This window comes from Pseudogemmobacter sonorensis, assembly GCF_042762395.1.
In the GTDB taxonomy this organism is placed as follows: Bacteria; Pseudomonadota; Alphaproteobacteria; order Rhodobacterales; family Rhodobacteraceae; genus Pseudogemmobacter; species Pseudogemmobacter sonorensis.
In genome coordinates, this window is sequence record NZ_JBEFZE010000006.1 from 160,288 (window position 1) to 186,713 (window position 26,426).

At 66.2% G+C, this 26,426-nt stretch carries 23 protein-coding genes and 1 tRNA gene; 10 read left to right on the plus strand and 14 right to left on the minus strand.

The window, feature by feature from the left end; genetic code table 11:
- Nucleotides 1-25: 25 nt before the first annotated feature.
- On the minus strand, nucleotides 26-1,069 hold the full coding sequence (locus tag ABNX41_RS07160; RefSeq protein ID WP_438669032.1) for a glycosyltransferase family 2 protein: 1,044 nt from the start codon (nucleotides 1,067-1,069) through the stop codon (nucleotides 26-28).
- A gap of 206 nt (nucleotides 1,070-1,275) precedes the next feature.
- Here ABNX41_RS07160 and modA point away from each other — a divergent pair, with 206 nt between their 5' ends.
- The 3 genes from modA to modC are packed head-to-tail and all read left to right on the plus strand — an operon-like array spanning nucleotide 1,276 to nucleotide 3,873.
- Nucleotides 1,276-2,037 carry a molybdate ABC transporter substrate-binding protein gene (modA, locus tag ABNX41_RS07165; RefSeq protein WP_438669033.1) on the plus strand — a complete coding sequence of 254 codons (762 nt, stop codon included), beginning with the start codon at nucleotides 1,276-1,278 and terminating at the stop codon, nucleotides 2,035-2,037.
- Nucleotides 2,038-2,056: 19 nt separating this feature from the next.
- The gene (gene modB, locus ABNX41_RS07170) at nucleotides 2,057-2,755 is read left to right on the plus strand and encodes a molybdate ABC transporter permease subunit (RefSeq protein ID WP_438669034.1); all 699 of its coding nucleotides are present in this window, start codon (nucleotides 2,057-2,059) and stop codon (nucleotides 2,753-2,755) included.
- Complete coding sequence (modC, locus tag ABNX41_RS07175; RefSeq protein WP_438669035.1) at nucleotides 2,752-3,873, plus strand: molybdenum ABC transporter ATP-binding protein; 1,122 nt, start codon at nucleotides 2,752-2,754, stop codon at nucleotides 3,871-3,873. Before modB ends, modC begins: the two co-directional genes overlap by 4 nt.
- On the opposite strand, the gene purU is transcribed toward modC, so the two are convergent.
- The 3 genes from purU to ABNX41_RS07190 form a co-directional block, all read right to left on the minus strand.
- Nucleotides 3,849-4,733 (minus strand): formyltetrahydrofolate deformylase, encoded by an 885-nt coding sequence (gene purU / locus ABNX41_RS07180; protein ID WP_438669036.1) that lies wholly within the window; start codon nucleotides 4,731-4,733, stop codon nucleotides 3,849-3,851. The genes modC and purU overlap by 25 nt on opposite strands.
- Nucleotides 4,734-4,895: 162 nt before the next feature.
- Nucleotides 4,896-5,546, minus strand: a complete 651-nt coding sequence (locus ABNX41_RS07185) for a GntR family transcriptional regulator (protein ID WP_438669037.1) — start codon at nucleotides 5,544-5,546, stop codon at nucleotides 4,896-4,898.
- Between the two features lie 31 nt (nucleotides 5,547-5,577).
- Nucleotides 5,578-6,264, minus strand: a complete 687-nt coding sequence (locus tag ABNX41_RS07190) for a M48 family metallopeptidase (protein WP_438669038.1) — start codon at nucleotides 6,262-6,264, stop codon at nucleotides 5,578-5,580.
- A gap of 199 nt (nucleotides 6,265-6,463) precedes the next feature.
- Here ABNX41_RS07190 and ABNX41_RS07195 point away from each other — a divergent pair, with 199 nt between their 5' ends.
- Together ABNX41_RS07195 and ABNX41_RS07200 are read left to right on the plus strand one after the other, a co-directional pair.
- On the plus strand, nucleotides 6,464-6,796 hold the full coding sequence (locus tag ABNX41_RS07195; protein ID WP_438669039.1) for a TIGR02300 family protein: 333 nt from the start codon (nucleotides 6,464-6,466) through the stop codon (nucleotides 6,794-6,796).
- 117 nt (nucleotides 6,797-6,913) lie between these two features.
- Nucleotides 6,914-6,989, plus strand: a tRNA-Ala gene (locus ABNX41_RS07200).
- A gap of 359 nt (nucleotides 6,990-7,348) precedes the next feature.
- On the opposite strand, the gene ABNX41_RS07205 is transcribed toward ABNX41_RS07200, so the two are convergent.
- From ABNX41_RS07205 to ABNX41_RS07250, 10 genes are all read right to left on the minus strand, one after another.
- Complete coding sequence (locus ABNX41_RS07205; RefSeq protein WP_438669040.1) at nucleotides 7,349-7,894, minus strand: hypothetical protein; 546 nt, start codon at nucleotides 7,892-7,894, stop codon at nucleotides 7,349-7,351.
- Between the two features lie 279 nt (nucleotides 7,895-8,173).
- Nucleotides 8,174-9,868 carry a pilus assembly protein TadG-related protein gene (locus ABNX41_RS07210; RefSeq protein ID WP_438669041.1) on the minus strand — a complete coding sequence of 565 codons (1,695 nt, stop codon included), beginning with the start codon at nucleotides 9,866-9,868 and terminating at the stop codon, nucleotides 8,174-8,176.
- Nucleotides 9,869-10,006: 138 nt separating this feature from the next.
- Nucleotides 10,007-12,502 (minus strand): hybrid sensor histidine kinase/response regulator, encoded by a 2,496-nt coding sequence (locus ABNX41_RS07215; protein ID WP_438669042.1) that lies wholly within the window; start codon nucleotides 12,500-12,502, stop codon nucleotides 10,007-10,009.
- An 18-nt stretch (nucleotides 12,503-12,520) separates the two neighbouring features.
- Entirely contained in the window at nucleotides 12,521-13,387 is an 867-nt protein-coding gene (locus ABNX41_RS07220) for a type II secretion system F family protein (protein WP_438669043.1), read from the minus strand.
- Between the two features lie 31 nt (nucleotides 13,388-13,418).
- Nucleotides 13,419-14,381 (minus strand): type II secretion system F family protein, encoded by a 963-nt coding sequence (locus tag ABNX41_RS07225; protein WP_438669044.1) that lies wholly within the window; start codon nucleotides 14,379-14,381, stop codon nucleotides 13,419-13,421.
- Between the two features lie 2 nt (nucleotides 14,382-14,383).
- Nucleotides 14,384-15,772, minus strand: coding sequence for a TadA family conjugal transfer-associated ATPase (locus tag ABNX41_RS07230; RefSeq protein ID WP_438669045.1), 1,389 nt, complete (start codon nucleotides 15,770-15,772; stop codon nucleotides 14,384-14,386).
- Nucleotides 15,773-15,791: 19 nt separating this feature from the next.
- Nucleotides 15,792-17,090, minus strand: a complete 1,299-nt coding sequence (locus tag ABNX41_RS07235; RefSeq protein WP_438669046.1) for a CpaE/TadZ family protein — start codon at nucleotides 17,088-17,090, stop codon at nucleotides 15,792-15,794.
- On the minus strand, nucleotides 17,084-17,959 hold the full coding sequence (locus tag ABNX41_RS07240) for a CpaB family protein (protein ID WP_438669047.1): 876 nt from the start codon (nucleotides 17,957-17,959) through the stop codon (nucleotides 17,084-17,086). The genes ABNX41_RS07235 and ABNX41_RS07240 overlap by 7 nt, the downstream gene beginning before the upstream one ends.
- Complete coding sequence (locus ABNX41_RS07245) at nucleotides 17,935-18,192, minus strand: hypothetical protein (protein ID WP_438669048.1); 258 nt, start codon at nucleotides 18,190-18,192, stop codon at nucleotides 17,935-17,937. Before ABNX41_RS07245 ends, ABNX41_RS07240 begins: the two co-directional genes overlap by 25 nt.
- 108 nt (nucleotides 18,193-18,300) lie before the next feature.
- Nucleotides 18,301-19,083, minus strand: coding sequence for a tetratricopeptide repeat protein (locus ABNX41_RS07250; protein WP_438669049.1), 783 nt, complete (start codon nucleotides 19,081-19,083; stop codon nucleotides 18,301-18,303).
- Nucleotides 19,084-19,522: 439 nt separating this feature from the next.
- Here ABNX41_RS07250 and ABNX41_RS07255 point away from each other — a divergent pair, with 439 nt between their 5' ends.
- The 5 genes from ABNX41_RS07255 (at nucleotide 19,523) to ABNX41_RS07275 (ending at nucleotide 26,426) form a co-directional block, all read left to right on the plus strand.
- Nucleotides 19,523-20,368: a hypothetical protein gene (locus tag ABNX41_RS07255; RefSeq protein WP_438669050.1), complete on the plus strand. Its 846-nt coding sequence runs from the start codon at nucleotides 19,523-19,525 to the stop codon at nucleotides 20,366-20,368.
- A gap of 16 nt (nucleotides 20,369-20,384) precedes the next feature.
- Nucleotides 20,385-21,641 (plus strand): TolC family protein, encoded by a 1,257-nt coding sequence (locus ABNX41_RS07260; protein ID WP_438669051.1) that lies wholly within the window; start codon nucleotides 20,385-20,387, stop codon nucleotides 21,639-21,641.
- A gap of 37 nt (nucleotides 21,642-21,678) precedes the next feature.
- Nucleotides 21,679-23,808, plus strand: a complete 2,130-nt coding sequence (locus ABNX41_RS07265) for a type I secretion system permease/ATPase (protein WP_438669052.1) — start codon at nucleotides 21,679-21,681, stop codon at nucleotides 23,806-23,808.
- Entirely contained in the window at nucleotides 23,805-24,977 is a 1,173-nt protein-coding gene (locus ABNX41_RS07270) for a beta-barrel domain-containing protein (protein WP_438669053.1), read from the plus strand. Before ABNX41_RS07265 ends, ABNX41_RS07270 begins: the two co-directional genes overlap by 4 nt.
- A 144-nt stretch (nucleotides 24,978-25,121) precedes the next feature.
- Nucleotides 25,122-26,426 (plus strand): type II and III secretion system protein family protein, encoded by a 1,305-nt coding sequence (locus ABNX41_RS07275; protein WP_438669054.1) that lies wholly within the window; start codon nucleotides 25,122-25,124, stop codon nucleotides 26,424-26,426.

Sequence of the window (26,426 nt, forward strand, 5' to 3'; positions counted from 1 at the left end):
CCGGCCCCTTCACGTTTCGTTGGGGTCAGGCCCCGGTGCTGTCGATGTCCTGATAGAGCGCCAGCAGCGAGGCGGCGAGCCGGTCGGGCAGGGCGGCGGAATTCGAGGCATGCAGGCAGGCGCAGTAGAGCCGGTAGAATTCGATCTGGCGCAGCAGCGCGCGGGCCTGGGCATGGTGCCAGTCGCAGGCGGCGCGATGCGCGGCCTCGACCCCCGGCAGGGTTCTGAGCCGGGCGATCTCGGCCGCCAGCGGCTGGGCGAGCGCCAGGGCGGCCTTGTTCTCGACGGTGTTGAAATTGCGCTCCACCCAGTAGTGCAGGTCGATCCCCTTGGTGCGGCGATTGGCGAGGCCGCGATCGGCCTTGACCAGAAAGCTTTGCACCGAGCGCAGCGAGTAATGGTGCAGCTCCACCAGCCGCCGATGGTCGCTCAGGGGCAGGAGCGACAGCCTTTTGTCCCTGGCCGCGAGGGCCTCGGGCAGGGGGCGACCGCTGCCGTCGACCCAGGCCGCCGCAGCCTGGTCCTTGCCGCGTGCCGGTCGGTGGACGCCGGGCTGCGCGAAGGCTTCGGGGCGAAACAGCGTCTTGAAATAACTCGCCCCCACCGGATGCAGCATCTCGGGCGGGGCGGAGCGCAGGAATTGCCCGGTGACCGGCCGGTCCTGGAACGCCACCACGCCCGAGGCGCCGAAGAGCCGCCAGGCCATCGCCACCGCCTGGGTTTCGCCGGGCAGGGCGGCGAGAAGATCCGCGAAGCGGTGTTCGCCCGCATGGATCATCGGAAATTCGTCGACATCGGAAAACAGCATCCAGTCCGCCGCCTTGCGCGCGGGATGGCGCCAGGCGGTCTTGAGCGCCTGCCACTGGATGCTTTTACCTTCGGGCGGGCGGTTGGGCAGGTGTGTCAGCACGCCTTCCTGTGCCAGCGCGTCGAGGAGGCGGTCGGTGCCGTCGCGGCAGTCGTTGGTGAGTATCAGGAAATCCGTCACCCCCAGCAGGCGGTGCCAGGCCAGCCATTCCAGCACGAAGGGGCCTTCGTCGCGCATGGCGGTGACCGACAGGATCCGCATGGTTCCGCTTTCCTTTCCAGATCGTTCCCGCCCGGGATGGGGCGGGTGGAGCATGCCCCGTTTTGCCCGGCATGCTCCAGAGCCAATCTTGTCCGGGCCCGCTTGCGGGCGGGTTCTTCCGATATGTCCGTCGGAAAATAGCCCTTGCGCAGGCCGGGGTCTTCCCCTGATATGTTGCGCGAAACATATCGAACCGGAGACCCGCCATGTTCCGCAATACCGCGCTTGCCAGCCTTGCCCTCAGCCTCGCCCTGCCGCTTTCGGCCCAGGCCGAGGAGGTGGTCGTCTTCGCCGCCGCCTCGATGAAGAACGCGCTTGACGCGGTGGCTGCGGATTTCCAGGCCGAGACCGGGCATGAGGTGGTGATCTCCTACGCCGGTTCCAACGCGCTGGCCAAGCAGATCATCGAGGGCGCCCCGGCCGATATCTTCATCTCGGCCGCCGTGAACTGGATGGACGAGGTCGAGAAGGAGGGCCTGGTCGTCGAGGGCACCCGTGCCGATCTTCTGGGCAATACGCTGGTTCTGGTGGCCTCGGGCACCGGGGTCGAGCCGGTCGCGATCGATGCGAATCTGGATCTGGAGGGGCTTCTGGGCGAGGAGAAGCTGGCGATGGCCCTGGTCGATTCCGTGCCGGCGGGGCAATACGGCAAGGCCGCGCTTGAGAGCCTTGGCCTGTGGGAAGGGGTGGCGCCCTCGGTCGCGCAGGCCGACAACGTGCGCGCGGCGCTGGCGCTGGTGGCCAGCGGCGAGGCGCCCTATGGCATCGTCTACGCCACCGATGCGGCGGCGGATGACAATGTGACCGTGGTCGGCACCTTCCCCGAGGGCAGCCATGACGCGATCCTCTATCCGGCGGCGCTGCTGACCGGCGCGGCGGATGACGCCGACCGGGCCTTTTTCGAGGCGCTTTCGGGCGCGCAGGCGGCGGGGCATTTCCTGGCCGAAGGCTTTTCGGTCCTGAACTGACGCGCGGGACCGCAAGGCGGTGACGGACTGGCTGACCCCCGAGGAATGGCGCGCGATGGCATTGTCGCTGCGCGTCTCGTTCTGGGCGACCCTGTGCAGCCTGCCGCTTGGGCTTTTGGTCGCCCATGCGCTGGCGCGGTGGAATTTCCCGGGCAAGCAGATCCTGAACGGGATCGTCCACCTGCCGCTGATCCTGCCGCCGGTGGTCACCGGCTATCTGCTGCTCTTGACCTTCGGGCGCCGGGGCTGGGTCGGGCAATATCTGGACCAGTGGTTCGGAATCGTCTTCGCCTTCCGCTGGACCGGCGCCGCCCTGGCCGCCGCGGTCATGGCCTTTCCGCTGATGGTTCGCGCGATCCGGCTGGCGATCGAGGCGGTGGATCCGAAGCTGGAGCAGGCCTCGGCCACGCTGGGGGCCTCGCGGCCCTGGGTCTTCGCGACGGTGACGCTGCCCTTGATCCTGCCCGGGATCATCGCGGGGGCGATCCTTGCCTTCGCCAAGGCGATGGGAGAGTTCGGCGCGACGATCACCTTCGTCTCGAACATCCCGGGCCAGACCCAGACCCTGCCCTCGGCGATCTACGCCTTTCTTCAGGTTCCGGGGGGCGAGCCGCAGGCGGCGCGGCTGGTCATGGTGGCGATCGCCATCGCGATGACGGCGCTTTTGCTGTCGGAATGGGTGTCGCGCATCGTGGCCAGAAGGATTTCGGGCCGATGACGCTTTCGGTTTCGCTTCGTCACCGTTTTCCCGGCCTTGCGCTTGAGGTCGATTTCGAAGCCCCGCCCGGCGTCACGGCGCTGTTCGGGCGGTCGGGCTCGGGCAAGACCACGGTGGTCAATGCGGTGGCGGGGCTTTTGCGCCCGGACCGGGGGCGGATCGCGCTGGACGGGCGGGTGCTTCTGGACAGCCAGGCCCGCATCTGGCTGCCGCCGCATCGCCGCCGCATCGGCTATGTGTTCCAGGACGCGCGGCTTTTCCCGCATCTGAGCGTGCACCAGAACCTGCTTTACGGCGGCTGGTTCGCGCCGAAATCCGCGCCGCGCGCCGATTTCGACCGCATCACCGAGATGCTGGGTATCGGTGCGCTGCTGGCGCGGCGCCCCGGCACGTTGTCGGGGGGCGAGAAAAGCCGGGTCGCGCTTGGCCGGGCCATCCTCTCCGCCCCCGGCATGCTTTTGATGGACGAGCCGCTGGCGGCGCTGGACGAGGCCCGCAAGGCCGAGATCCTGCCCTATCTTGAGCGGCTGCGCGACGAATTGCACCTGCCGATCCTTTACGTCAGCCATTCCCTGGCCGAGGTGGCGCGGCTGGCGACGACGACCGTCCTGATGACGGCGGGAAAGGTGACGGTGGCGGGGCCGACGGCGGATGTGCTGGGCGATCCGGCCTCGGCCCCCGCGCTTGGGCCCCGCGAGGCGGGCGCGCTGATCGAGGCGCGGGTCGAGGCCGAGGAGGACGGGCTGACCCGGCTTTCGACCGCCGCCGGGCCGATCTGGCTGCCCGGGGCGGTGAAGGGGGGGCGGATCCGGCTGCGGATCCTTGCCCAGGACGTGATGCTGGCGCTGGAGGCGCCGCGCGGCATCTCGGCGCTGAACATCCTGCCCGCGACCGTGATCGACCTGCACGAGGAGGGCGCATCCGTGCTGGTGCGGCTGTCGCTCGCGGGGGGCGAGGTGCTGCTGTCGCGGGTCACGCGGCGCTCGGCCCGGGCGCTGGGGCTGGCCGGGGGGCTGCGGCTGAACGCGGTGGTGAAAAGCATGGCCATCGCGCAGGGCGAGGCCGCGGGCGCCGGGGCGGAGGGGGCGGCCCCTCAGCCCATCCGTTCCGAGGCGTAGGAGCCGGGCGAGGCGGGAAAGACCACGGTCTTGTTGCCGTTCACGAAGACGCGGCCATTGACATGGGCATGGATCGCGCGTGCCAGTACCGAGGCCTCGACATCGCGGCCGAGGCTGACGTAATCCTCGGCACTCTGGGCATGGGTGATGCGGACGATGTCCTGCTCGATGATCGGGCCTTCGTCCAGGTCGGCGGTGACGTAATGCGAGGTCGCGCCGATCAGTTTCACCCCGCGCTCGAACGCCTGCTTGTAGGGATTGGCGCCCTTGAAACTGGGCAGGAAGGAATGGTGGATGTTGATGATCCGCCCCGACATTTCGCGGCACATCTGATCCGACAGCACCTGCATGTAACGCGCCAGCACCACCAGTTCGGCCCCGCTTTCGCGCAGGACGCGCATCTGTTCGGCCTCGGCCTGGGGCTTGTTCTCCTTGGTGACCTTGATGCAGTGGAAGGGGATGTCGTGGTTCACCACCACCTTCTGGTAGTCCATGTGGTTCGAGATCACCGCCACGATGTCGATCGGCAGCGCGCCGATGCGCCAGCGGTAGAGCAGGTCGTTCAGGCAATGCCCGAAGCGCGAGACCATGATGACGACGCGGCGCTTGCGGGCCTCGTCCGAGAAATCGGCCTCCATGCCGAATTCCTGCGCCACCGGCGCGAATTCCTCGCGCAGCGCGTCAAGGCTGCGGCCCTCTTCGCTGAGGAAGCTGACCCGCATGAAGAAGCGCCCGGTGCCCGCATCGTCGAACTGGGCGCTGTCGGTGATGTTGCAGCCCTTGGCGGCAAGGAAGCTGGAGATCGCGGCGACGATCCCCCGGGTGGACTGGCAGGTGACGCGCAGGGCGAAGCGGGACATGGGCGGTCTTTCGGATCAGGGGCGGGGGCAGGGCGCCCCCGGATGTTGCCCGCGCAAATTGCCCCGAGACGGCGGGGCGGTCGAGGGCGTAATGCGACCCCCGGCGCGGAAATGACGCCATCCCGAAGGATTTCGGCGCCGGGCATTCCCGTGCCCCCCTTCCTATCCGGCCAGATGGCGCAGGCCCTGCGTCACATCGGTGCGCACCGCAAGGCGCAGGCCCGGTTCGTCCCCGGCCTTCAGCGCGGCCAGGATCATGCGGTGATAGGGCGGCGCCTCTTGTCGGCGCAGCCGGGCGTAAAGCGCGCGCATGGTCGGGCCAAGCTGCAGCCAGACCGTCTCGCAGATCGCGAGCATGGCCGGGGTCTGGGCGCGCAGATAGAGCATGCGGTGGAATTCCAGATTGGTGCGGACATAGGCCACGGCATCCTGGCGCTGCACGGCCTCGGCATTCATGCTGTTGATCGCGGCCAGCCGCTCGATCAGCGCGAAATGGGCGCGCGGCAGGGCGCGGGCGGCCATCTCCGGCTCCATCATGGCGCGGATCGCGGCCAGTTCCTCGATCCGCTCCGGGGTGAGTTCGGGCGTCGAGATCCTGCCCGAGGAGGAAAGCGTCAGCGCGCCCTCGGCCACCAGCCGTCGCACCGCCTCGCGCGCGGGCGTCATCGAGACGCCGAACTGTCGCCCGATCCCGCGCAGCGTCAGCGCCTGGCCGGGCAGGATCTCGCCATGCATGACCTGCTGGCGCAGGCTGCGGTAAAGCCGTTCATGCGCGGCGGCGTTCGGATCGGGCGGACGGATGGTCAGGCTCATGCGGTGAGGGAACACCCGGCCCGGGCGCGGGTCAATCCCCGAAGCGGTAGCGATGAAGGTCCTGCCCCTGATTGCGAAGCCAGCCGCGATGGCGTTTCCAGTCGGGGCAGAGCCGGGTGACCACGGCCCAGAAGGCGGGCGAGTGGTTCATCTCGATCAGATGTGCCACCTCATGCGCGGCGACATAGTCGAGCACCTCGGGCGGCGCCATGACCAGCCGCCAGGAATACATCAGCGCACCGCTTTCGGTGCACGATCCCCAGCGGGAGCGGGTGTCGCGCAGGGTCAACCGGGTATAGGCGCGCCCGGCACTTGCGGCATGGCGGGTCGAGGCGCGGGCGAGGCGGTCGCGCGCCAGCACCTTCAGGAAGGCCGCGACCTTGGGCCCCGGCTGGTCGCCGGGGACCAGCAGCCGCCCCTCCGCGACCCGGACGGCGCGGCCCATGGCGGGCTCGATGCGCAGGGCGCGGCCCTCGACGGGCAGGATGGTGCCGAAACCGATGGCGCTCTGGCGCGATTCCGGCATGGCGGCGAGCGTGTCGCGCAGCCAGCCCTCATGCGAGGCCAGGAAGGCCAGCGCCTCGGATTCGCGGGCGCGTCCGGGCAGGGTCAGCGTCACCTTGCCGTCGAGCCGCGAGACCCGCAGCGAGAAGCGCCGCGCCCGGGCCGAGCGGCGCAATGTGACATCGACCTCGGGCAGGCCGGGCAGAAGCTTCATTCGGGCCTCCTGCGATGGGATGCGGTGGCGGGCCCCGGACGCGCGGACCAGCCGGTCCGGGGCGGGGCCGGGGCCGGTTCGCGCCGGTGCGAAAGGCTTTGACAGCCGCCCGCAGCTATGGCAAGGGGCAGCGTTCCGATGGCCCCCGGCGATATCGCCGACCGGCGCGGCCATCCCATCGAATGTGAGGGGACTACCCATGCCCAAGGAAGAATGGGGCACGAAGCGCGTCTGCCCGACCACCGGCAAGCGTTTCTATGACCTGAACCGCACGCCCGTCGTCAGCCCCTATACCGGCGAGGTCGTGGATATCGAATCCGCGCGCCGCAAGCTGACCGCCTCGGTCATCACCCGCGCGACGCCCGACAAGGACGAACCGCTGGTCGACGATCTGGAAGCCGATGACGATCTGCTCGAAGCCGCCGGTTCGGAGGATACCGAACTCGACGACGACCTGCTGGAAGACGATTCGGACGACAATGTGTCGCTCGACGATCTGGCCGATGTCGCGGGCGATGAAGAGGACGTCTGAGGCGCGCGTGAAACTTTTCCGGGGGCGCATTTTCCGCTTGCACCCCCGGGCGGCTGCCACTACATAGCCGCTCACCGCGACGGACGGCATGGTCGAAACGGCGCGGGACCTCAAGGTGGGGCCATAGCTCAGCTGGGAGAGCGCTTGCATGGCATGCAAGAGGTCAGGAGTTCGATCCTCCTTGGCTCCACCAATCACTTCCTGAATTACACAGAAAGAAACAGGCGCTGAAGTCGATCTGCCCATAAGGGATTTCGCTTCAACCATGCTTTTCGATCATTCAAGGACAGGATGTTGCCAAAGCCCTTTCGGGGCTTTTGTCATTCTGAAAACCGTCTGAGGCTGCGCGAGGGGGCAAGGCCGCTCGCAGGCGGGCGGATCCATGTCCTGAAAGGCAGGGGTGCCAGGGCGCGGCGGCGCCACCCGTATGAACAGGGTGGTGATCAATCGGGCAGAGCCATGCCGCGTAGCGGGCGGTGTCGGGTCCCGCGACACCGCCAGAAGCGCGCGGCGCATGGGGCGGGCGGGAAAAGGCCGCGCGATCTTTGCGGGTTAGCGCGTGGATTGATAATATTCGTTGTTCTGATACGCCGCCTGCACGCCAAGCGTCAGCGCGTTGTGCAACAGCGGCAGTTTCAGGGTCACATCGCAGGCCATCATCCGCTCGCAAGTGAAGTCATGCGACCGGATTTCGCTCGAGACCAGAACCAGCGGAAGCGTCGGCGTGGCGCGGCGCACCTGGAGGCAGAAGTCTATCGTCGATTCCGCATCCCCGAGATAGTCGGCATCGACCAGAAGAAAATCAAGCTTGGGCGCGTATTTGCGAAGCCAGTCCAGCGTCATGTTGTTCTCGGACACGACCATGACGACCGCGCGCATCCTTTCGGCCCAATCGCTGAGGTCGCGCGACAGGCTGCCCATCTGGCCGCACATCAGGACGAGCCCCTTCGGGCAAACCGGCGCATCGATATGCGAGGAGGATTTCGGTGTCTCGACCGTCGCGGCGTCGGTCTCGGTCGGGATCGGAACCCGCAGGACGATCGCGTCATCGGGCGAAGATTCGTTGGTTCCGTGGCTTCTGAGTAGTCTCAGCATCATGCTCTCCTCACGGCCCGGTGCGCGAGCCTAAAGATTCCTGTTTATAACTAAAGTATGTATCAAGGGGACTTTTGTCTTTTTTGTGGCAGGGCTGTGCGAATTGAGATAGCAGTAGGGCACTGCTACGATTTCGAGGCATGCCGCAGTCATGCGCCGTTGCCAGGTTCCGGCCCTGTCGGTTCCCTGTTCATGGCGCTGGCTGCGGCATGTCTTTGTCGGGCGGGGGCCCGCCATCCAAGGGCCAGACAGCCTCCACCGACCAAGGGGCGGCCAGGTGCGTTACCGGGCCAGGGCCGTGCCGCAGGAATAGCTGTCGAGGATGATATCCGCCTGGGCCACGCCGATTCCCAGAAGATCCAGAACGGTTTGCAGGATTCCGTCCAGAACCGTCAGGTTCTCCAGCACGTCGCCAAGCCCTTCGAGGATCGGGATAAGCAGCGAGGTGACCGCCGCCAGCGTGCCGGAAACGATCGTATTGACGGCGCAGCCGACGACGTCGAGCAGCCAGCTCCACCACGGGCCGGTCTGGCAGGTGCCGGACTGGCGGACCAGATCGTCGCGCAGCTCGACCAGCAAATCGGCCAGGCTGCCCACCGAATCGGACAGGGTCAGCGGATTTGGCACCGGCACGGGGCGTTGGTTGACGAAATCCCCGTAGGTGACGGCGACGCGCTTCACACTGCCCGCGACCTCGACCGTGTCCATGTCGAGCGATTCGTCGGGCGCGGACTGCGACAGGACGCCAAGCCGCACCGCGATCTCGACCGGGGCGGTGCTGGCCTGGAACTCGGCCAATATGTCGTTGGGCGCGCTGGCCGAACAATGCAGGCGAAGGGGAAAGGCCTCGGCCGCGGCGATCTCGACCTTCAGCGCCAGCGAAAGCACATCGGTCAGGGGCGTCAGCGACAGCACCGTCGCGGCGATGTCTAGGCTGACCTGCGACACATGGGCGGTCGGCGGCGGCGTGTCATCCACATATCCGGTCGCGATGACCGGCGGCCTGATCAGGCCAAGCGACACGTTCACATCCGCCAGAGGGGCCAGGCTGACGGGCAGGCCCACGTTCAGCCTTTCGTCGGGGTCGGCTGCCAGCCCGGCCATGGCGATCAGAAGGTCGAAGACGTTCACCTCGATATCGGGCAGGATGTCCCCCGCCGTCAGGCCCAGCAATGTGGGCGAGGCGCCGACGATCTGCCCCAGCGTCAGCGAGCCCTCGCCCACCGCGGTGGGCAGGATGTCGATATCGGCAAGCCCGCCGAGCGAGACCAGATGCATCAGCAGGTCCAACCGGCCGACCTGCAGATTGAGAACGTCGTTGAAGCTCAGCACGTCCAGGCCGACATCGGTTCCGGCGATCCGGCCCAGAAGGTTGTTGAGGCTGATCTTCGTGGTGGCGAGGCCCATATAGCCCAGCACCTCGGCATCCAGCCCCAGCCCCAGCGGGCCCAGGACCCGGCCCAGAATCGCCCGGTCGGTGTGAAGCGAGAGAAGACGGTTGCGCAATGTGAAGGACACCACCGCGCGCTGGACGCCCACGGCCGATTTGCGGATGACGATCTGCTCGTCGCTCAGCACCGGCGACAGCAGGATCGGCTTGAAGGGCGATGGCACGCCGACCTGCACGGCCGAGGCGAATTCCGGGTTGACCTGGTTCGGGGCGGGGACGAACTCGCCGGTGTCGGTATCGTATCGCCCGATGCGGATATCCCGGTCGTCGAGGGTGATCGTGCCGTATTTGTCGTTCTTGCGCACGACCTCGCGCGCGATGCGGCGCACCTCGACCGGATCGGGAAGATGGTTCGCCGCGCTCAGGCTCGCAAGGTCGGCCTGGGATTGCACATAGCGTTTCTGCGCGTTCAGCAGCGAGACATCCGTCGCCGCGCCGCCCACCAGCAGCAGCAGTGGAAACAGAATGACGAAAAGGATCGAAAGCGCCCCGGAGGAATCGGTCAGGAACCGCCGCAAAACGTTCATGATGCAAACCACGACAGATCGACGCCCCCGCGCGTCATACTAGATCGAAAGAGATATTATACAACCTGTGATTACACGCGCCTGTGAAAAGGATGGGGCCCGCGCCTTTGACCGAAGCCGGTCGTTCGAGGCGCCGTCTCAGCCCTCGGCATCCGGCGCCTTGCCGAAGAATTCCTCGGCAAGGCTTTTGAGCTGGCCGAAGCTGAGGGGCTTTTCAAGCGCGTAATTGGCGCCCGCCTCTTCCAGGTCGCGGCATTCCGAGCCCATCGTCGAGGCGGTGATGCCGATCACCGGCAGGGTCTTGTGGGTCTGGCGGATCTCGCGCACCAGCTCGCTGCCGATCAGCCCGGGCAGCAACTGGTCGACGACGATCATGTCGTATTGGTTCTGCCGGAACAGGTTCAGCCCGGCATCGCCGCTTTCGGCCCAGTCCACCCGCTGGAACAGTTTACGCAGCCTGGCCGAGGTGATCTCGCCCACCAGCTTGTTGTCCTCGACCAGCAGAACGCCGCGATCGGCGTAAAGGGGGGTCACGTCATTCATCGTCAGAACCTTTTCCTCGGCCTTCACCAGTTGTTTCGCGGCCCGCGCGGGATGGGTCAGGACGAAGCGGCTGCCGCGCCCCTCCTGGTCGATGACAAGCCCGCCCCCCATCAGCCGGATGGCCTTGCGCGCGGTGTAAAGCCCCAGCCCGGGCCGTTCCTCGGGGTTCTCCGCCCCGGATTCGAAGGGTTCGAATATCTTCTCGCGCCGTTCGGGTGCGATGCCGATCCCATTGTCCGCGACCTGCCAGGTGACGCTGCGTTCCTCCTCGATGCCCTTGGTCAGGAAGGCGCTCAGCGTAACCTCGGTTCCGCGCGAATGGACGACGGCATTATGCACGAGTTTCGACAGCGCGATGAAGATGCGACTGTAGTCGCAATGCAGCAGCGTGTCGCTGTTTTCGCCGACGACAAATTCGAGCGTGATGCCGTTGCCGGTCGCCGCCGCCGAGAAGATATCGACCACCTGCTGCGCCATCTCGCGTATGGTGAAGCCGGTGACGGCGGACTGGCCGCCCCCCGCGCCGCTGCCCGCGCGCAGATCGTCCAGAATCGCGATGATCCGGTCGAGGGTCTTTTCGAAGCTGGCGCCGATATCGTCCCAGTCTGTTCCCGATTTGAGTTCCTCGCCCAGCATGGAAAGAATGGCGATCGGGGTGCGCAGCTCATGCGATGCGATCGAGAGCAGGCGCTCCTCGCGCAGGATCGCCTCGCCAAGCAGTTGCTCATATCGCAGCAGCCGGGCAGAGATCTCGCGCTCCCGCTCAAGGCTGACCAGGGCGAGCCAGGCCTCGGGCGGATGGTTGCTCAGGACATGGGCCTCGCATGTCAGGACGCGTGGGCCGCCCTCTTTCTTGACCGCGCCTCCCCCACGGGTCAGTTGGAGGCTGATCGGTGTGGCGGGCGCGGGGGCGTCGCCGCGCAGCACCTGCACAAGATCGATCAGCCCGGAATAGTCCGAGGCGGAGAAGATTTCGTCGAACCTGGCGATATCGCCATGGCCCAGGCCATCCCCCGATCCGCCCGGGAAGCGGATGGTCCGCTCGTCAAGGTCGATGCGCACGATCCAGGCCTGGGCAGCGGCGTGAAAGAGCGCCATGGCCTGGGGCGGGGGCAATGCCACCTCGGCTACCGGATCCGGCTGACCCGCGGGCGCGTGGCCGATGCTGAAGAGAATCGCGATCAAAAGCACGGCGAAGACCGAATGCAGGACCGGCCCGCCCAAAGTCTGCGACGCGTTGAAGGCAAGCGTGGCGGCTGTCAGCAGGGCGGCCGCCGCCAGCCAGGGCACCGGCCTTCGCAACAGGACGACACCGACCAGCGTTCCGCCCAGAAGCACCGTCGCCACCCCGCCGACCTGGCCGGGTGGGGCGAGCTCCGGCAGCGCCAGGGCAAGCGCCAGCACCGCCACCGCCGCGACGAAGGCCATCACGACCAGGGGGGCGGCCGGTCTCGTGCCGTCATCGCTTTCACGCAGCGCCCCCAGCCCCTGAAGCGCCAGCGCCGAGGCGGCAAGGGTGTAAAGGGCGCTTAGAACCGCCCCCGAGACCTCCGAGACCGGGCCCAGGGCCGGGGGGTCTCCGGCGACAAGGGGCCGCAGCGCGGTCGCAAGCAGAAAGCCGCTGGTCAGAACCAGCCCGGTGACGATCAGATGCGCGGGCGTGCCAAGCGCCACCCGCCGCCGGGCAAGGCGGCGCGGGAAGGCGAGCCAGGCGGCCCGGCTGAGAAGAACCGCCGCGATCCCCGCGACCCAGAAGAAGACGGCGGCGAGCGGATCAAGACGGCCGTAGCCGTCGGCGTCGGGCAGGAAATTCCCCCACATCAACGGCATGCCGGGCAGCAGGAACAGGCCCAGCCCGGAGAGCAGCAAGGCAAGCCCGAAATTGTCCCGTGCCTTGCCGGCGAAAAGTGCGAAAAGGACGAAATGCACGATCACCGACCAGATCATCACCGATGTCAGCATCAACTCCGGCGAGGACAGGGCGGGACGCGCCCCCAGCACAAGCTGCGCCCCAAGGGTGGGCGCCAGGATCACGCATAGAGCGGAGGTCCAGCGGAATGTCAGGCGGCTTTGTGTGTTCTGTCTTGGCATTTGGCTGGGTGCTCTGGATCAGAATGAATCGATGATCCGGTAGATTGCCGGGGCAAGCAGCAGGATCAGAAGCGGCGGCACCGTGAACATCATCGTGCCAAGCGTCATCTTGGTCGGAAGGATGTTGGCGCGTTCCTCGATCCTGCGGATACGCTGGTCGCGAAGATCGGCGCTGAAGACGCGAAGGGTCTGGGCGACGGGCGTCCCCATGTTCGAGGATTGCATGATGATGGTGGCAAGCTGGCGAAGATCGTCGTTTTCCATGTCCTGGGCCAGCTTCAGCCAGGCCTCTTGCCGACTGGCCCCCGCGGCGAGGGATTCGGTCAGCGTGACGAAGCCCGCCGACAGCTCCGGGTGGACCGGGGCAAGCTCGTCCGCGACGCGCATCACCGCCACATCCGTCGACTGGCCCGCCTCGACGCAGATCAGCATGAAGTCGAGCGCATCGGGCAGAGCCAGTTCGATCCGCTTCAGCCAGGCCGCGCGCCTTCTGTCGACGAACATGACCGGGACGAAATAGCCCAGAACCGCCATGATCATCTGGAAACCGATCCGGGGAACGGGGCCCAGATCCCGCAGGGTCGGCACGAGCCGGATCAGCACGAGCGAGGCCAGCAGCCCCGCGATGGCCAGCCCGATCTTGGCATAAAGGAACCATCGCACGGTCTTCGGATGATGGAACCCCGCCTGGGCGAGTTGCCTGCGCAGCACGGAATTCCCGGGTTCGGGGCTGCTCATCACCAGGGGCACGTCCGGGGCAGGCTTGGCCGCCGTCCGGGTCGGCGCCTCGGGCAGGCGATTGAGCAGCAGCAGCGCCACCGAGAACATCAGCGCGCAGCCGACGAAGCTGCCCAGCAGCAGCCAGGAACTGACGGCAAAGTTCATGCGATGCCCTCCACGATCCGCATGCCCGGCCTCATTCGAGTTTCACGAGCCAGCGCATGAACAGGATGTTCATGAACAGCAGGCCCGCGACGCCGCAAAGCATCGGGATGAAGAAGGGTTTGTCGGCGATTTCCTCGAAATAATCCGGGTTGATCGAAAGCAGCATCGCGGTCGCGCCAAGCGGAAAGAACGACAGGAAGCGGCCGGACCATTTCGCCTCGGCGGTGATCGAGCGGACCTTGCGTTGCAACTGCTGGCGCCCCCGCGCGATGGTGCTGAGGCGTTCGAGCACCTCGGCAAGGTTGCCGCCGGTCGCCGATTGCAGCGCGACGGCGGCGGCCAGGAAGCGCAGGCTCTGGTTGCGGCAGCGTTCCGCCATTTCGCGCAGGCTGCGGACGGGCTCCTGGCCATAGCTCATCCGGCGGGAGGTTTCGGCGAATTCCTCGGCAAGGGGGCCGGTCAGATCCTGCCCCACCGCCTGGATCGCCGTCCCGACCGGAAGGCCGACGCGCAGCGAGCGCACGATCATGTCCAGCGCCTCGGGAACCGCCTCGTCGATGCGGGCCAGGCGCTTGCGGATACGCATGCCGAGCCAGAGATACCAAGCCGCCCCGGAGAGGATCAGCCCGGCGGCGGCGCCGAGAAGAATGTTCGTGCCCAGGAATGCGTTGAGCAAGATCACGACCAGCGTGGTCAGCGTCAGCGTCAGCACCAGCGCGATCCGCCGCATCTCGGCCGAGAAGGCCGCGACATTGGTTCCGCGCCAGGCCTCGGGCAGAAAGCGCGCCGACCATGACGGCGGGCCTTGGCGCCTGAGGGCGACGGGATCGACCGGCGAGGTTTCCCCGGATCCCGCCGACAGCCGACCGGAAAAGCGCCGGACAACCGCCTCGCGGAAGGCGCGGCGCCGCAGGACCAGCGCATAGATGAATGCCATGACGAAGAAGCCCAACCCGACCCCGACCATCAGCGCCAGCGGCAGAGAGAGAGTCATCGTCACGCTCCGTAAAGATCTGCGGGAAGATGGATGCCCCAGCGGCGGAAGCGGTCGGCATTGGCCGAGCGTACGCCGGAAGACGCGAAATGCCCCTCGACCCGGCCATCGGGCGAGACGCCGCTGTGCTCGAAATAGAACAGCTCCTGCATGGTCAGCACATCGCCCTCGCAGCCGGTGACCTCGGTGATCGAGGTGATCTTGCGCGAGCCGTCCTGCAGGCGGTTGACCTGCACGATCAGGTTGACGGCGCTGGCGACCTGGCGGCGCAGGGCGGCGAGCGGGATCTCGATCCCGGCCATGGCGACCATGTTCTCAAGCCGACTGGTGGCGTCGCGCGCGGAATTGGCGTGGATCGTGGTCATGGAGCCGTCGTGGCCGGTGTTCATCGCCTGCAACATGTCGATCACCTCGTCGCCCCGGGTCTCGCCGACGATGATGCGGTCGGGCCGCATCCGCAAAGCGTTGCGCAGGCAGTCCCGCTGGGTCACCGCGCCCTTGCCCTCGATATTGGGGGGGCGGCTTTCCATCCGCCCGACATGGGTCTGCTGCAATTGCAGTTCGGCGGTGTCCTCGACGGTGATGATCCGCTCGCGCTTGCCGATGAAGGCCGAAAGCGCGTTCAGAAGCGTGGTCTTGCCCGAGCCGGTGCCGCCCGAGATCACGATGTTCAGCCGACAGGCCACGGCGGCGCGCAGGTAGATCGCCATCTTCTCGCTCATGGCGCCCAGAAGGGCCAGTTGTTCGAGGCTGAGCTTGTCCTTGCGGAACTTGCGGATCGAGACCAGCGTGCCGTCCAGCGCGATCGGCGCGATCACCGCATTGAGGCGCGAGCCGTCCTGAAGCCGGGCATCGACATAGGGGGTGGATTCGTCGAGCCTGCGGCCGACCATGCCGACGATCTTTTGCAGGATGCGGCGCAGATGCGCCTCGTCCTGGAATTGCACGTCGGTCAGTTCCAGCAACCCGCCCTGTTCGACGAAAACCTGCTCGGGCCCGTTGATCAGGATGTCCGAGACCGTCTCGTCGTTGATCAGGATCTCAAGCGGGCCAAGGCCCATCACCTCGTAATAGAGGTCCTCGACCAGGCTGTCGCGGTCCGAGCGGCTGATCGCGATATTCTGTCCCGGAAGCATCTCCTTGAGGATATTGGCGATCTGGGCCTTGATCTCGGCCTCGCTCGCCTGGATCAGGGCCGAAAGGTTCAGCGTCTCAAGCAGCTTCTGATGCGCGAGCTGCCGCAGCTCGGCAAGCTTCCTGCGCCGCATGCGGGCGATCTGATTGGCCTCCGAGGCGGGTTCGGGCGGCTCGGGCGGCGGCGCGATCGCCGGGACATCCTGCGGATGGGGGGGCTGCTCTCCCGGTCTGCTGTCACGGAACTTCTTGAACATCCGCCAATCTCCGTTGCGGTCAGGGCCTTGGTTCCGTCTGTGCCACCAGCTCGGCGGCGATTTCGCGGATCGCCATGCGCAGCGGGTTGCCGGGCGCATGTTCCACAAGCGGGACGCCTGCGTTGCAGGCCATGGCGACCGCGCCGCCGCCATCGGGAAGGATGCGGAAAAGGCCGGTGCCATTGCCCTTTTCGAACTGCGCCCGCGCCTCTTCCCACATATGGGACCGCCGGGCCGCCGCACGGTTGAGCAGGCACAGAAGCTTGCCGGAGGCGAGATTCTCGGACCGCATCAATTCGCGCAGTTTCGCCAGGTTCTGTGCCGAACGCACATCCAGCGTCGCCACCGCCAGAAGCGCCGAGGCCTCCTCGAAGGCCGCGCCGCTCCAGTCCGCAACCTGATGCGGCAGATCGACGATCACCAGATCGGCCTTGCCGCGCGCCAGAGAGACGATGCGGCGAAGATGTTCGGCGGTGATGCCGTCGGCGGGCAGGATCTCGCCCGGGCCGGGAAAGACGTGCAGATTGGCGGCGGCATTTTGCAGGCACATCTCGAACGCATCCTGGTCGAGCGATTCGATCCCGCGATAGGCATCGACGATGCGGGTATTGGCAGGCAGGCCGGTATAGGTCGCCACATTGCCATATTGCAGATTCAGGTCGATCAGGCAGACCGAGCGGTCCGGCCGGGCCCGCGCCGCCTCGACCGCGAGATTGACGGCAAGCGTCGTGCCACCCGCCCCGCCGCAGACCGGCAGGATCATCACGGATTTCAGCCCCGAAGGCAGTTCGGGGGCAGGGGGCGGCTTTGCCGCCGCGCCCTGCGACGGCCGCTCCTTCCAGGGGATCAGCCGCTTCCACAAGGATGCGGGCGAGGTCTCGGGCGGCGCCTCGTCAGGCGGTATCTGGTCGTCTGTGCCGTCGCTTTCCCGCGCCGTGTCGGCATCGTCGAAGGGGGGGCCGTGAAGAATCCTCAGACCGGCGCCCGTCTCGGCCGGGATCGCCAGCCGCGACTTGTGCGGCAGCAGCAAGACGACGTCGTCGCTGTGGCGGCGGGCCTCCTCGACCAGCGCCTGCAACATCAGGGGCGCCGCCGTCCTGGCGGCATTGGGCGCCAGCACGATCCGGTCGAAACGGTCGTCGCGGTGAAGCTGAAGATGTTCCAGCGCCTCGGCCATAGAAAGATCGGTGCGCCCCGCCTCGGAGCGGAACTGCGAGAAATAGGCCGCGACCAGCAGGACCGCATCGATCCCGTCGCAGATCGAGCACAGGCGCATTCCCTGCCCGCTGGCGGTCGATGGTGCCGACCTGCTCAGCATGGCACTTCGCTGACGGATCGGGTGCCGCCGCGAACCACGGCCGTCGGGCATTTCGCCCGTGCACCGGATTCGCCGGTGATCCTTCCGATCAGCGAGGGGGCCGCCTGGCCGGGATCGAGGGCCTGCCGGACCACGAGCGGCAGCTTCTCAAGATCGGTCGGGCCGATCAGCACGGTGTCGCTGCCGGTGCTGCGCGTGCCATCCGACAGAAGGATGCTCAGAAACCCGTCCTGGCCCGCCACCACCCCGCGAAGGGCATCGGTGAACTCCCCCTCCAGCAGCAGCTTTCCGGCCAGGGCCGGGCCCGGCTCGGCATCCGGCGCAGGGGCGGGGGGGATCCTGACCCGCAGCCCGTCGGCGATCAGCCTGCTTTCGGATTTTCCGCCGCCGATATTGCGGGTCAAGATCAGGTCGACCCGGCTGCCCTCGGCAAGCGCGCCGCCGAAATCGGCGAGGTTGCGCGGCGCGATGGCAAAGATCTTTCCATTGCCCACCGGCAGAAGCCCGCCCCGCGAACCCGCGCCCGACCTGGCGAGATCGGTGTCGAGCAGGGCATGCCCGGCCTTCAGGTTGGTCAGGCTGACCAGGGATTCGCCTTCCCCGACCTCGGGGAGGAGCCGCAGCATGTTTTCCGGCAGATAGCTTTGCGGCACCTTCACCGTGACGAAGCTCTCCGCCGCCAGAAGGGTGCCCGGCGCGAAATCTTGCGCCGCGACCGGGATGTCGACGGTATCGCCGAAGGCGCGAAGGCTGCCGCGCGCGGAGGCCAGCTCAAGCTCGAGGGCCCGGGTATAATGGAACGTGCCAAAGGCACCGCCGAGTGCCAGTATGATCCCGCAAGCGATCAAGGCGACGATTTTGAAGCGCATGGCTCTTTGCAACCTTGGGTATATTCCTGTTTTCTATCTGTCTTGTCGCGTCCGATGCCGTCAACCGCGTCCGAGATGATCCGGTCGAACCTCGCGGTCACGAGGTCGGCGATTCCCGCGTTCAACGCGGCGCCCACCGTTGTCGCGAAGGCAACCACCGCCGCACTCATAACCAGCCAGTCAACATGCGCCGCACCGCTTTGCCCGCCCGAGAACCGGCCTGTCCTGTTCACTGTCGCCTCCTGACCTGCCTGTCTCGCCGGGCCCTGCCCGCAAGGTGAGTATATCTCGGCAGTTAGGAGATGCGCTACATTCTTAGGTCTTAAACCGTTAACTAAAGGCTACTGGAAGATCATGTAGCCGATGGGCTTGCCCGCAAGATAATCCTTCCTCGCATTGGCGTAGTGGCGCAGGCTTGCCTCGATATCCGAATCCGACATCAGGCCCGAAAGCATCGCCCTCGCATCGCGTTCCCGCCCGTCGAGCGCATAGGCGATCGCCAGGTTGGCGCGCACCGTGTCGCCATGCGCCGGATCGCGCAGCAATTCCTCCATCAGCTTGGTCCCCGCGCCGATGCCGCCGCCCAGCACCTGCGAGAGGGCGTAATTGCTCAGAAGGGGGAAGTTGGTCGGCCAGGTTTGCAGCGCGCGGCGATAGACCTCCTGCGCCTCGGCGTGGCGCGACAGATAGTCGAGCGAGACCGCCTTGCCGGTGAGGGCGACCAGATTGTTGCGGTCAAGGCGCAGCGCCTCGTCGAAATGCTCGATCGCGGTCTTGGGGTGCATCTCCTGAAGCGCGAGATTGCCAAGCTGGTTGTGAACCTCGGGATTGCGCCTGTTCAGTTCGCGCGCACGATAGAGCGCATTCTGCGCCCGGTTGTATTGCGAGAGCGCGGTATAGGACTTGCCGAGCCCGATCAGCGCGGTCACGGAATTCGGATCCCTTGCCGCCGCCAGTTCGAAAAGGCGTGCCGCCTCTTCATGGTCGCCGACGGACCAGGCCGCCTCGGCGACCTGCTCGGTTTCACCCTGAGGCGGCTTGACGGCCGAGGCCGACAGGCTGCAACCCGCGACCAGCAGGAGGGTTGTCAAGATGGCTGGAAGCACAGCCAGGCGTGAAAGCATCTCCGCCCTCATAAGTTGTAATTCCGCTCAGGTTAGCCAGCGATTGGCCCGGCGTCCATCGGAGCTGTCGACTTTCTGTTACAGGCTGTGCTGCAGCAAATACATACTTATTATACTATAATGCAGACTTAGGTCTTGATATCTGGGCCGGAAACCGGCCATAGATCGGACAAGGCGGGGGTCGAACGCATGCAACGGGCCTCCGGCGCGCCGCCATCTCTCTGCCGTTCTGAAAAGCAGGCCCGCCCGCCCGCCGCAACGACAATCTTCCTGGGGTAGTGCCGCCTTACTGCTTCGGGCCCTGGCTGCCGCCCCGTGCGGCAGCTTTTTTTATGGAGGCGACCCGGGCCCGCCGCCCGCCGGACCGGGCTTGATATGGCATTGCGGGAATCGGCCGACTGACCTATGCCAAGGATGAATTTTCCAGAGGACCATGCTGATGGTTGAGATCTTCACGATAGCCGCCAACCAGTCCGGCGCCGCTTCGCGCAGCGTTTCGGACGATATTCGGCTGTCCGTGCCTTCGGATGTTTATTTCGGAAGCGGGGTTGCCGGAATCGCCTTTTACGAGAAATCGGGCGCGGATCTCAAAGTCACTCTCCTCGATGGGCGCGAGGTCATGATCCGCGACTTTTTCGTCATCGGCCCGGCGGGCGAATACAGCCGCCTGCGCGACGGGGGCGCGGCCGGTACGATCGAGGTGACCGGGCTGATCGCGCCCGAGCCCTTCGTGCCGCAGGATCCGGCCGCCCGGACCGAGGTGGCCGAGGTCGAAAAGGCGCCGCCCGCGGAATCCGCGCGCCTGCCCGGCAATGAAGAGACGGTGATCGATGTCTCCGTCGGCGCGGACGCCCCCGCCGCCGCCCCGCAGGCCGCCGTGGCCGAGGCGACCGGCAATGCCGGGTTCGCTTTCGCGGGAATGCCGCTGGACCAGGCGCTTTTCGTGGCCTCGATGTCCCCGGTCGCCGTGGTCATGGTCGGGGGTTCAGACGATGATGATGCGCCCGCCGTCGCCGCGGCGCCCTTCCCCGCACCGACCGAGGATGTGGTCGCGACCGATGAAACCGGCGATGCCGGGGAAGCAGCGCCGATTGATTCGGAATCGCTGGAAATGCTCACGGCGATTCTGTCGACCGATGATGAGGACGGCCTTCTGGTTGAGGACGGGACGGCCGATCCGGTCGCTTTCGTGGATGATACCGGGACCGGCGCCTTCGGCGATACCGGCGCGGATCTTCTTGCGGCGCTTGTCGGTGACCTGGCCTATTCGCCGCCGCTGGGCTGAGGCGACGCGCTGGCCCATGGTGCTTTTCTCATTCCTCACAGTCAGGTTGCGGGCGGGATCGATCTTTCTGCTCGGCGCCTGCGCCGCGTTGTCCCCGGCTTTCGGCCAGTCGCTCAAGGAAGCGGTCAGGATCGGGACCGAGCGCGACCCGACGGTCGAGGCGCTGCAACGCGCGGTGGCGCGCGAGACGACGAATATCGAGATCGCGAAGGACGGCAAGCGCCCCCAGGTCAGCGTTTCCGGCGCGACCAGCACGACCGACGACGACCCGGCCCTTACGGTGACGGTGTCGCAGGTGCTGGTCGACTGGGGGCTGGTCAAAAGCCAGATCGCGGCGGCTTCCCTGACCCGGGTCAAGGTCGTGGCGCAACTGAAAATGGCGGTCGAGGATCTTAGCCTTGAGATTTCCGAGCTTTATCTTGAGCTTGAAACCCTGGACCTGAAGATCGCCAAGACCCAGAACTATATCGACCTGGCCAACAGGATCGAGGGATTCTCGCGCAGCCGGTTGTTGGCGGGCCTGTCGGACAGTGCCGAAATCGCCCGCGCCCGGCTGGAGATCGCCCGCGCGGAAGAAAGGATGACCCAGCTTCAGGCCGATCGCATGATCACCCTGTCGCAACTGGAATTCCTGCTTGGAAAGCCGGTCAGCAATCCCGGCATCCCCCCTAACCTGGCATTTACCGACCAATTTGCCTCCAGCGCCAATGTCATCGCGGCGATCGTGATCGCGCCCGCCTATGTCGATGCGAAGGCCGATCTCGACATCGCCTCCGAAGGGATCAAGGCCGCCAAGGCGTCGAACAAGCCCAAGATCACTCTGCAGGCGCAGGGCCGTCAGGATCTGACCGGAGGGCGCGGGCGCAGCGGCGCGGTCGGGATCACGGCGGGCGTCGACCTGAATTCCAGCAGTTTCAGCGGCCGCGCGGTGGTTGCGGCGGAACAGGACAAGGCAGCCGCGGAATCCCGGCTCAAGGCGGTGGAGCGCGACCTTCAGAATACGGTCCGCGTCTATGTCGAGCAGATCCGCGTCCTGCGCGGCAACGAGGCGTCGCAGCAGCGCCAGCTTGACCAGGCGGGCGAGGTGCTGGCCGCATATGAGCAGCAGTTCATCGCGGGCAAACGCGAGCTGATCGACCTTCTGACCACCGGCCGGGATCATTACGAAGCCGAAATGGACAAAATTGAGACATATAAAGAACGAAAATATACGGAATATGCTGCCGCACACTCTGTTGGTATGTTAGGGTCTCTTTTGTTCGGCACTCGCTGATCCAGAGCATGGGTCTCAACCAGTCAGGCGGGAAAACATGGCAGTTGGCGACAGCAGGAATGCTCTTGTTCTCGGGCTGATCGAACTGTGCCGGGCGCATGGCATTTCCGTTTCGGCAGAACGGCTGAGCGACGGCTTGCCCCGCGACGACCGGGGCGGGTTGAAGATCTCGGCCAGCGCGCGCGCCCTGCGCCGGGTCAACATGAGCTGCCGGATCGCGTCGAGCCCGCTATCGTCGATCCCGCCCGAGGCCTTGCCGGTCCTGCTGTTCGGCAGGGACGGCGACATCGCGCTGCTGGAAACGCTGGATGAGACCACCGCCACGCTGGTCCTGCCCGAGACCGGCGGCGGCCGCGTGGTGAAAAGCCGGGCCGAGGTGGAAAAGGCCTATGGCGGCCGCTTTCTGGCGTCGAAACCTATCGACGTGGTCTCGCAACGGCTTGGGGCGACCGATCCCGACGGGGGGCACTGGATCATCGGCGCCGTGCTGGGGAACATGGCGATCTATCGCGACGTGTTCCTGGCAAGCTTCGTCGCCTCGCTGCTGGCGGTCTCGACCGCGATGTTCTCGATGCAGGTCTACGACCGGGTGGTGCCGAACCAGGTGTTCGACACGCTCTGGATCCTCGCCAGCGGCGTCGGGCTCGCCATCGCGCTGGAATTCGTGCTGCGGATGATGCGCTCGCGGCTGATCGACCTGTCGGGGCGCGATCTTGACCTGACGCTTTCGGCGCGGCTTTTCGAACATGTCGCCAATCTGCGGCTGTCCCACCAGCCGCGTTCGACCGGCGTTTTCGCCAACCAGGTCAGGGATTTCTCGACGGTGCGCGAGTTCTTCACCTCGGGCACCGCCTCGGCGATCTGCGATATTCCCTTCGTGCTGATCTTCGTCGGCATCATCGCCTGGATCGGGGGGCCGGTCGCGCTGGTGGTGCTGCTGGGAGCCACGCTGATGGTCGGGCCGGGCCTGTTGATGCAGCGTCGTCTGGCCAGGCTTTCGCGCCAGAACACCCGCGAAAGCGCCGCCCTGAACGGGCTTTTGCTGGAGGCGGTCTCCAATCTGGAGACGGTCAAGGCCGCGCGGGCCGAGGGGCGGCTGCACCGCGCCTATGTGCAACTGACCGCGACCATGGCCGAAACCGGGGTGAAAGCGCGCGAGCAGACCACGTTCCTGATGCAGGTCGCCGCCTCGACCCAGCAGCTTTGCTACGGGCTGGTGGTGGTGGTCGGGGTCTATCAGATCGCCGCCGGGAACATGACCACCGGCAGCCTGATCGCCTGCACGCTTCTGACCAGCCGGACCCTTGCGCCGCTGGGGCAGGTCGCCGGGCTTCTGGCCCGCTGGCAGCAGGTTCGCGCCGCGATGGACAATCTTGACCAGATCATGGAAATGCCGGTCGAGCGCCCGGCGGACCGCCATTATCTGCGGGCGCAGGAGATCAAGGGCGCCTATCAGCTTGCCGATGTCACCTATGCGCATGACAGGGAAACCGGCGAGGTTCTGAACATCAAGAGCCTGGTAGTCCGCCCGGGCGAACATATCGCGCTTCTGGGCGGAAACGGGGCGGGGAAATCCACTTTTCTGCGGCTGATCGCGGGCCTGACCGATCCGGCCTCGGGTTCGGTCCTGCTCGACGGGCTGTCGCTGGCGCAGATCGACCCGATCGACCGGCGCCGCCAGATCGGCTATCTGCCGCAAAGCGCGGCCTTGTTCCAGGGCACCCTGCGCGAGAACCTTCAGCTCGACCACGGCCTGCACAGCGACGAGGAACTGTTCGAGGCGCTGGATGCGGTGGGGCTTGGCCGCCATGTGCGCAAGCATGTGCGCGGTCTCGACATGGCGCTTTACAGCAATGCCAATGTCTCGGGTGGGCAGCGCCAGGCCATCGGCCTTGCGCGGATCATCCTGCAGGACCCCCCGGTGGTGATCCTGGACGAGCCGACTGCCGCCTTCGACCATGTGACCGAACAGCATGTGGTGCAGTATCTGAAGACCTGGCTGCAGGGGCGAACCGCCATCATCGCCACCCACAAGCGCGAACTTCTGGCCCTGACCGAGCGGGCGGTGCTGCTGAAAGACGGCGCCGTCGCGCATGACGACGCGCTTGGAAAGATCATGGATCTTGCGCGGGCCTCTTCGGCGCAGCAGGTGAAGGCCGTCAAATGACCCAGACCGATTTCAGCCCGGACTACCTGGACGGCAGCTTTCGCCGCAAATCCATGGTGGCCGCCCGCCAGACGGTCTGGGTGGTTTCCGCCGCCTTGCTGATCGCGCTGATCTGGGCCGCCTTCGCGCAGATCAACGAGATCACCCGGGGCGAGGGCACCGTGATCCCGCTGCGCCGGATGCAGACGATCCAGAGCCTCGAAGGCGGCATCCTGTCGGAATTGCTGGTGCATGAGGGCGATATCGTGCGCGAGGGACAGGTCATCGCCAGGATGGATGCCACGCGCTTCCGCTCGGCCTTTCTGGAGACCAAGGCCGAGATCGACACGCTGCAGGCCGAAATCGCCCGGCTTGAGGCCGAGGTGATGGAAAGCGACCGGATCGATTTCGCCGGGGATGAGGGCAGCGAGTTGCGCGCCAACGAATTGCGGCTGTTCCAGGCCCGCCGCACCAAGCTGAACGAATCCATCGCGGCGGCCGAGGCCGAGCGCGCCGCCATCGTGAGCCAGATCGACATCACCGCGCCGCTGGCCGAGCAGGGATCGGTCAGCAAGATCGACCTGCTGCGCCTGCAGCAGCAGGAGGCCGAGCTTCAGGGCCGCATCAGCGAGTTGCGCAACAATTACGTGCAAGAGGCCTATCGCGACCTGGTTGCGAAGAAGGGGCGCCTTGTCGTCTTGGAACAGCAGTTGATCCAGAAGCAGGACCAGCTTGACCGCACCGAGATCCGCTCTCCGGTGTCCGGCCGGGTGAACAACCTCAACATCACCACGCTTGGCGGCGTCGTGCAGCCGGGCGAATCGATCATGGAGGTGACCCCGGTCGACGACCAGCTCATGATCGAGACCAAGGTCTCGCCGCGCGACGTGGCCTTCATCGCCCCCGGCATGCCCGCCAGCGTGAAGATCACCGCCTATGACTTCTCGATCTACGGCGATCTGCGCGGGACGGTTTCGCAGATCAGCGGCGATACGGTGCAGGAGGAAACCGCCAATGGCGTCCAGGCTTTCTACCGGGTCATGGTGACCACCGAGAAAAGCTATCTTGAGCGCAACGGCGAAGAACTGCCGATTCGCCCCGGCATGGTGGCGCAGGTCGACATCGAATCGGGCGAACGCTCGGTGCTGAGCTACCTGACCCGGCCGATACTGCGCGCCAGGCTACGCTGATACACTTGTCAGAAACACAACTGTTGATATGTGTTGGTTGGGGGTTGTTCGCTTTTTGGTGGTGTCGGGTCCCGCTTCGACGGCAGGACCAGTCGCGTGAACGAAAACCGGCAGACATTTGCCAGAACCGGAGGGGAAATACGGATGTCGGGCAAAATGTTCGCGGCCAGGATGTCACTGCTTCTGGCCCTGGCCTGCGCCGCTCCGACATCCGCGCAGGAGGTGTGGAGCGTGGGGCGCGGCGGGCTTGGCCTGAATGTCTCGGAGGCCAAGTTCATCAAGCTTGAGCAACCCGCCACCGCGGTCTTCCTGTCGAACCCGGATGTGGCCGAGATCGACCTTCAATCGGCGCGCTACCTTTACATCGTCGGCCGCAGCATCGGGGAGACCAGCCTCTTCGTGCTGGGCGAGAATGACGAAGAGATCCTCAGCACGACCATCTCGGTCGGGATCGATGCCGACCGCCTGGCATCGGCGGCGCAAAGCGCGATCAGCGGCGGGTCGGTCTCGGTCAGGACGGTCGAGGGCGCGGTGTTCCTGAGCGGGCGCGTCCGCACCATCGACGATGCCGAAACCGCCGGGGATGTGGTGGCGGCGCTGCTGGGGGACAGGGCGATCATCGTCAACCGGCTGGAGCTTGAAACCGCATCGCAGGTGAACCTTCAGGTCCGCATCGCCGAAGTGTCGCGCAGCATCAGCGAGGATCTGGGCCTCAGCCTGACCGCCGGGCGCTCGGGCGGGCCGCGGGTGTCGTCGCGCACGGGCGGGCTGGACCTGAATGTCGGCACCAGCACCCGCGACATCAGCCTGGTGCTTGATGCCCTGGCGCGCAACGGGCTGGTCACCATCCTTTCGGAGCCGAACCTGACCGCGCGCTCGGGCGAGGCGGCGACCTTCCTGGCCGGCGGCCGCGTCCCCTATACGACCGTCGACAGCGAGGGCAATCGCACCACCGAATTCGAGCCGATCGGGGTCGAATTGGAATTCACTCCCACCGTCTTCGACCAGAACCAGATCCAGCTTCAGATCAGCACCCGCGTCCGCGACATCGACGCGACCAATTCCACCGCCGACGCCCCCGCCCTGACCGAGCGCAGCGCGACCACCACGGTCGAACTGGGCAGCGGGCAGAGCTTTGCCATCGCGGGCATGTTCCAGGCCGACAGCGCCCAGTCGTTGACGGGGATCCCCGGCCTTGTGAACCTGCCGGTATTGGGCGCCTTGTTCCGTTCGTCGAAATTCTCGCGCGGCGAGACCGAGCTGGTGATCATCGTGACCCCCTATCTGGTCGAGCCCACCAGCCCCGACAATCTGCGCACCCCGGTCGAAGGCGTGAAGCCCTCCAGCGGCGCCATCGAGCAGTTGATCACCGGGCAGACCGGCAAGACGATCCGCCCGGGCGAGAAAGGCCAGTCAAAGGTCCGGCGCGGCGGTTTCATCTTGCAATAG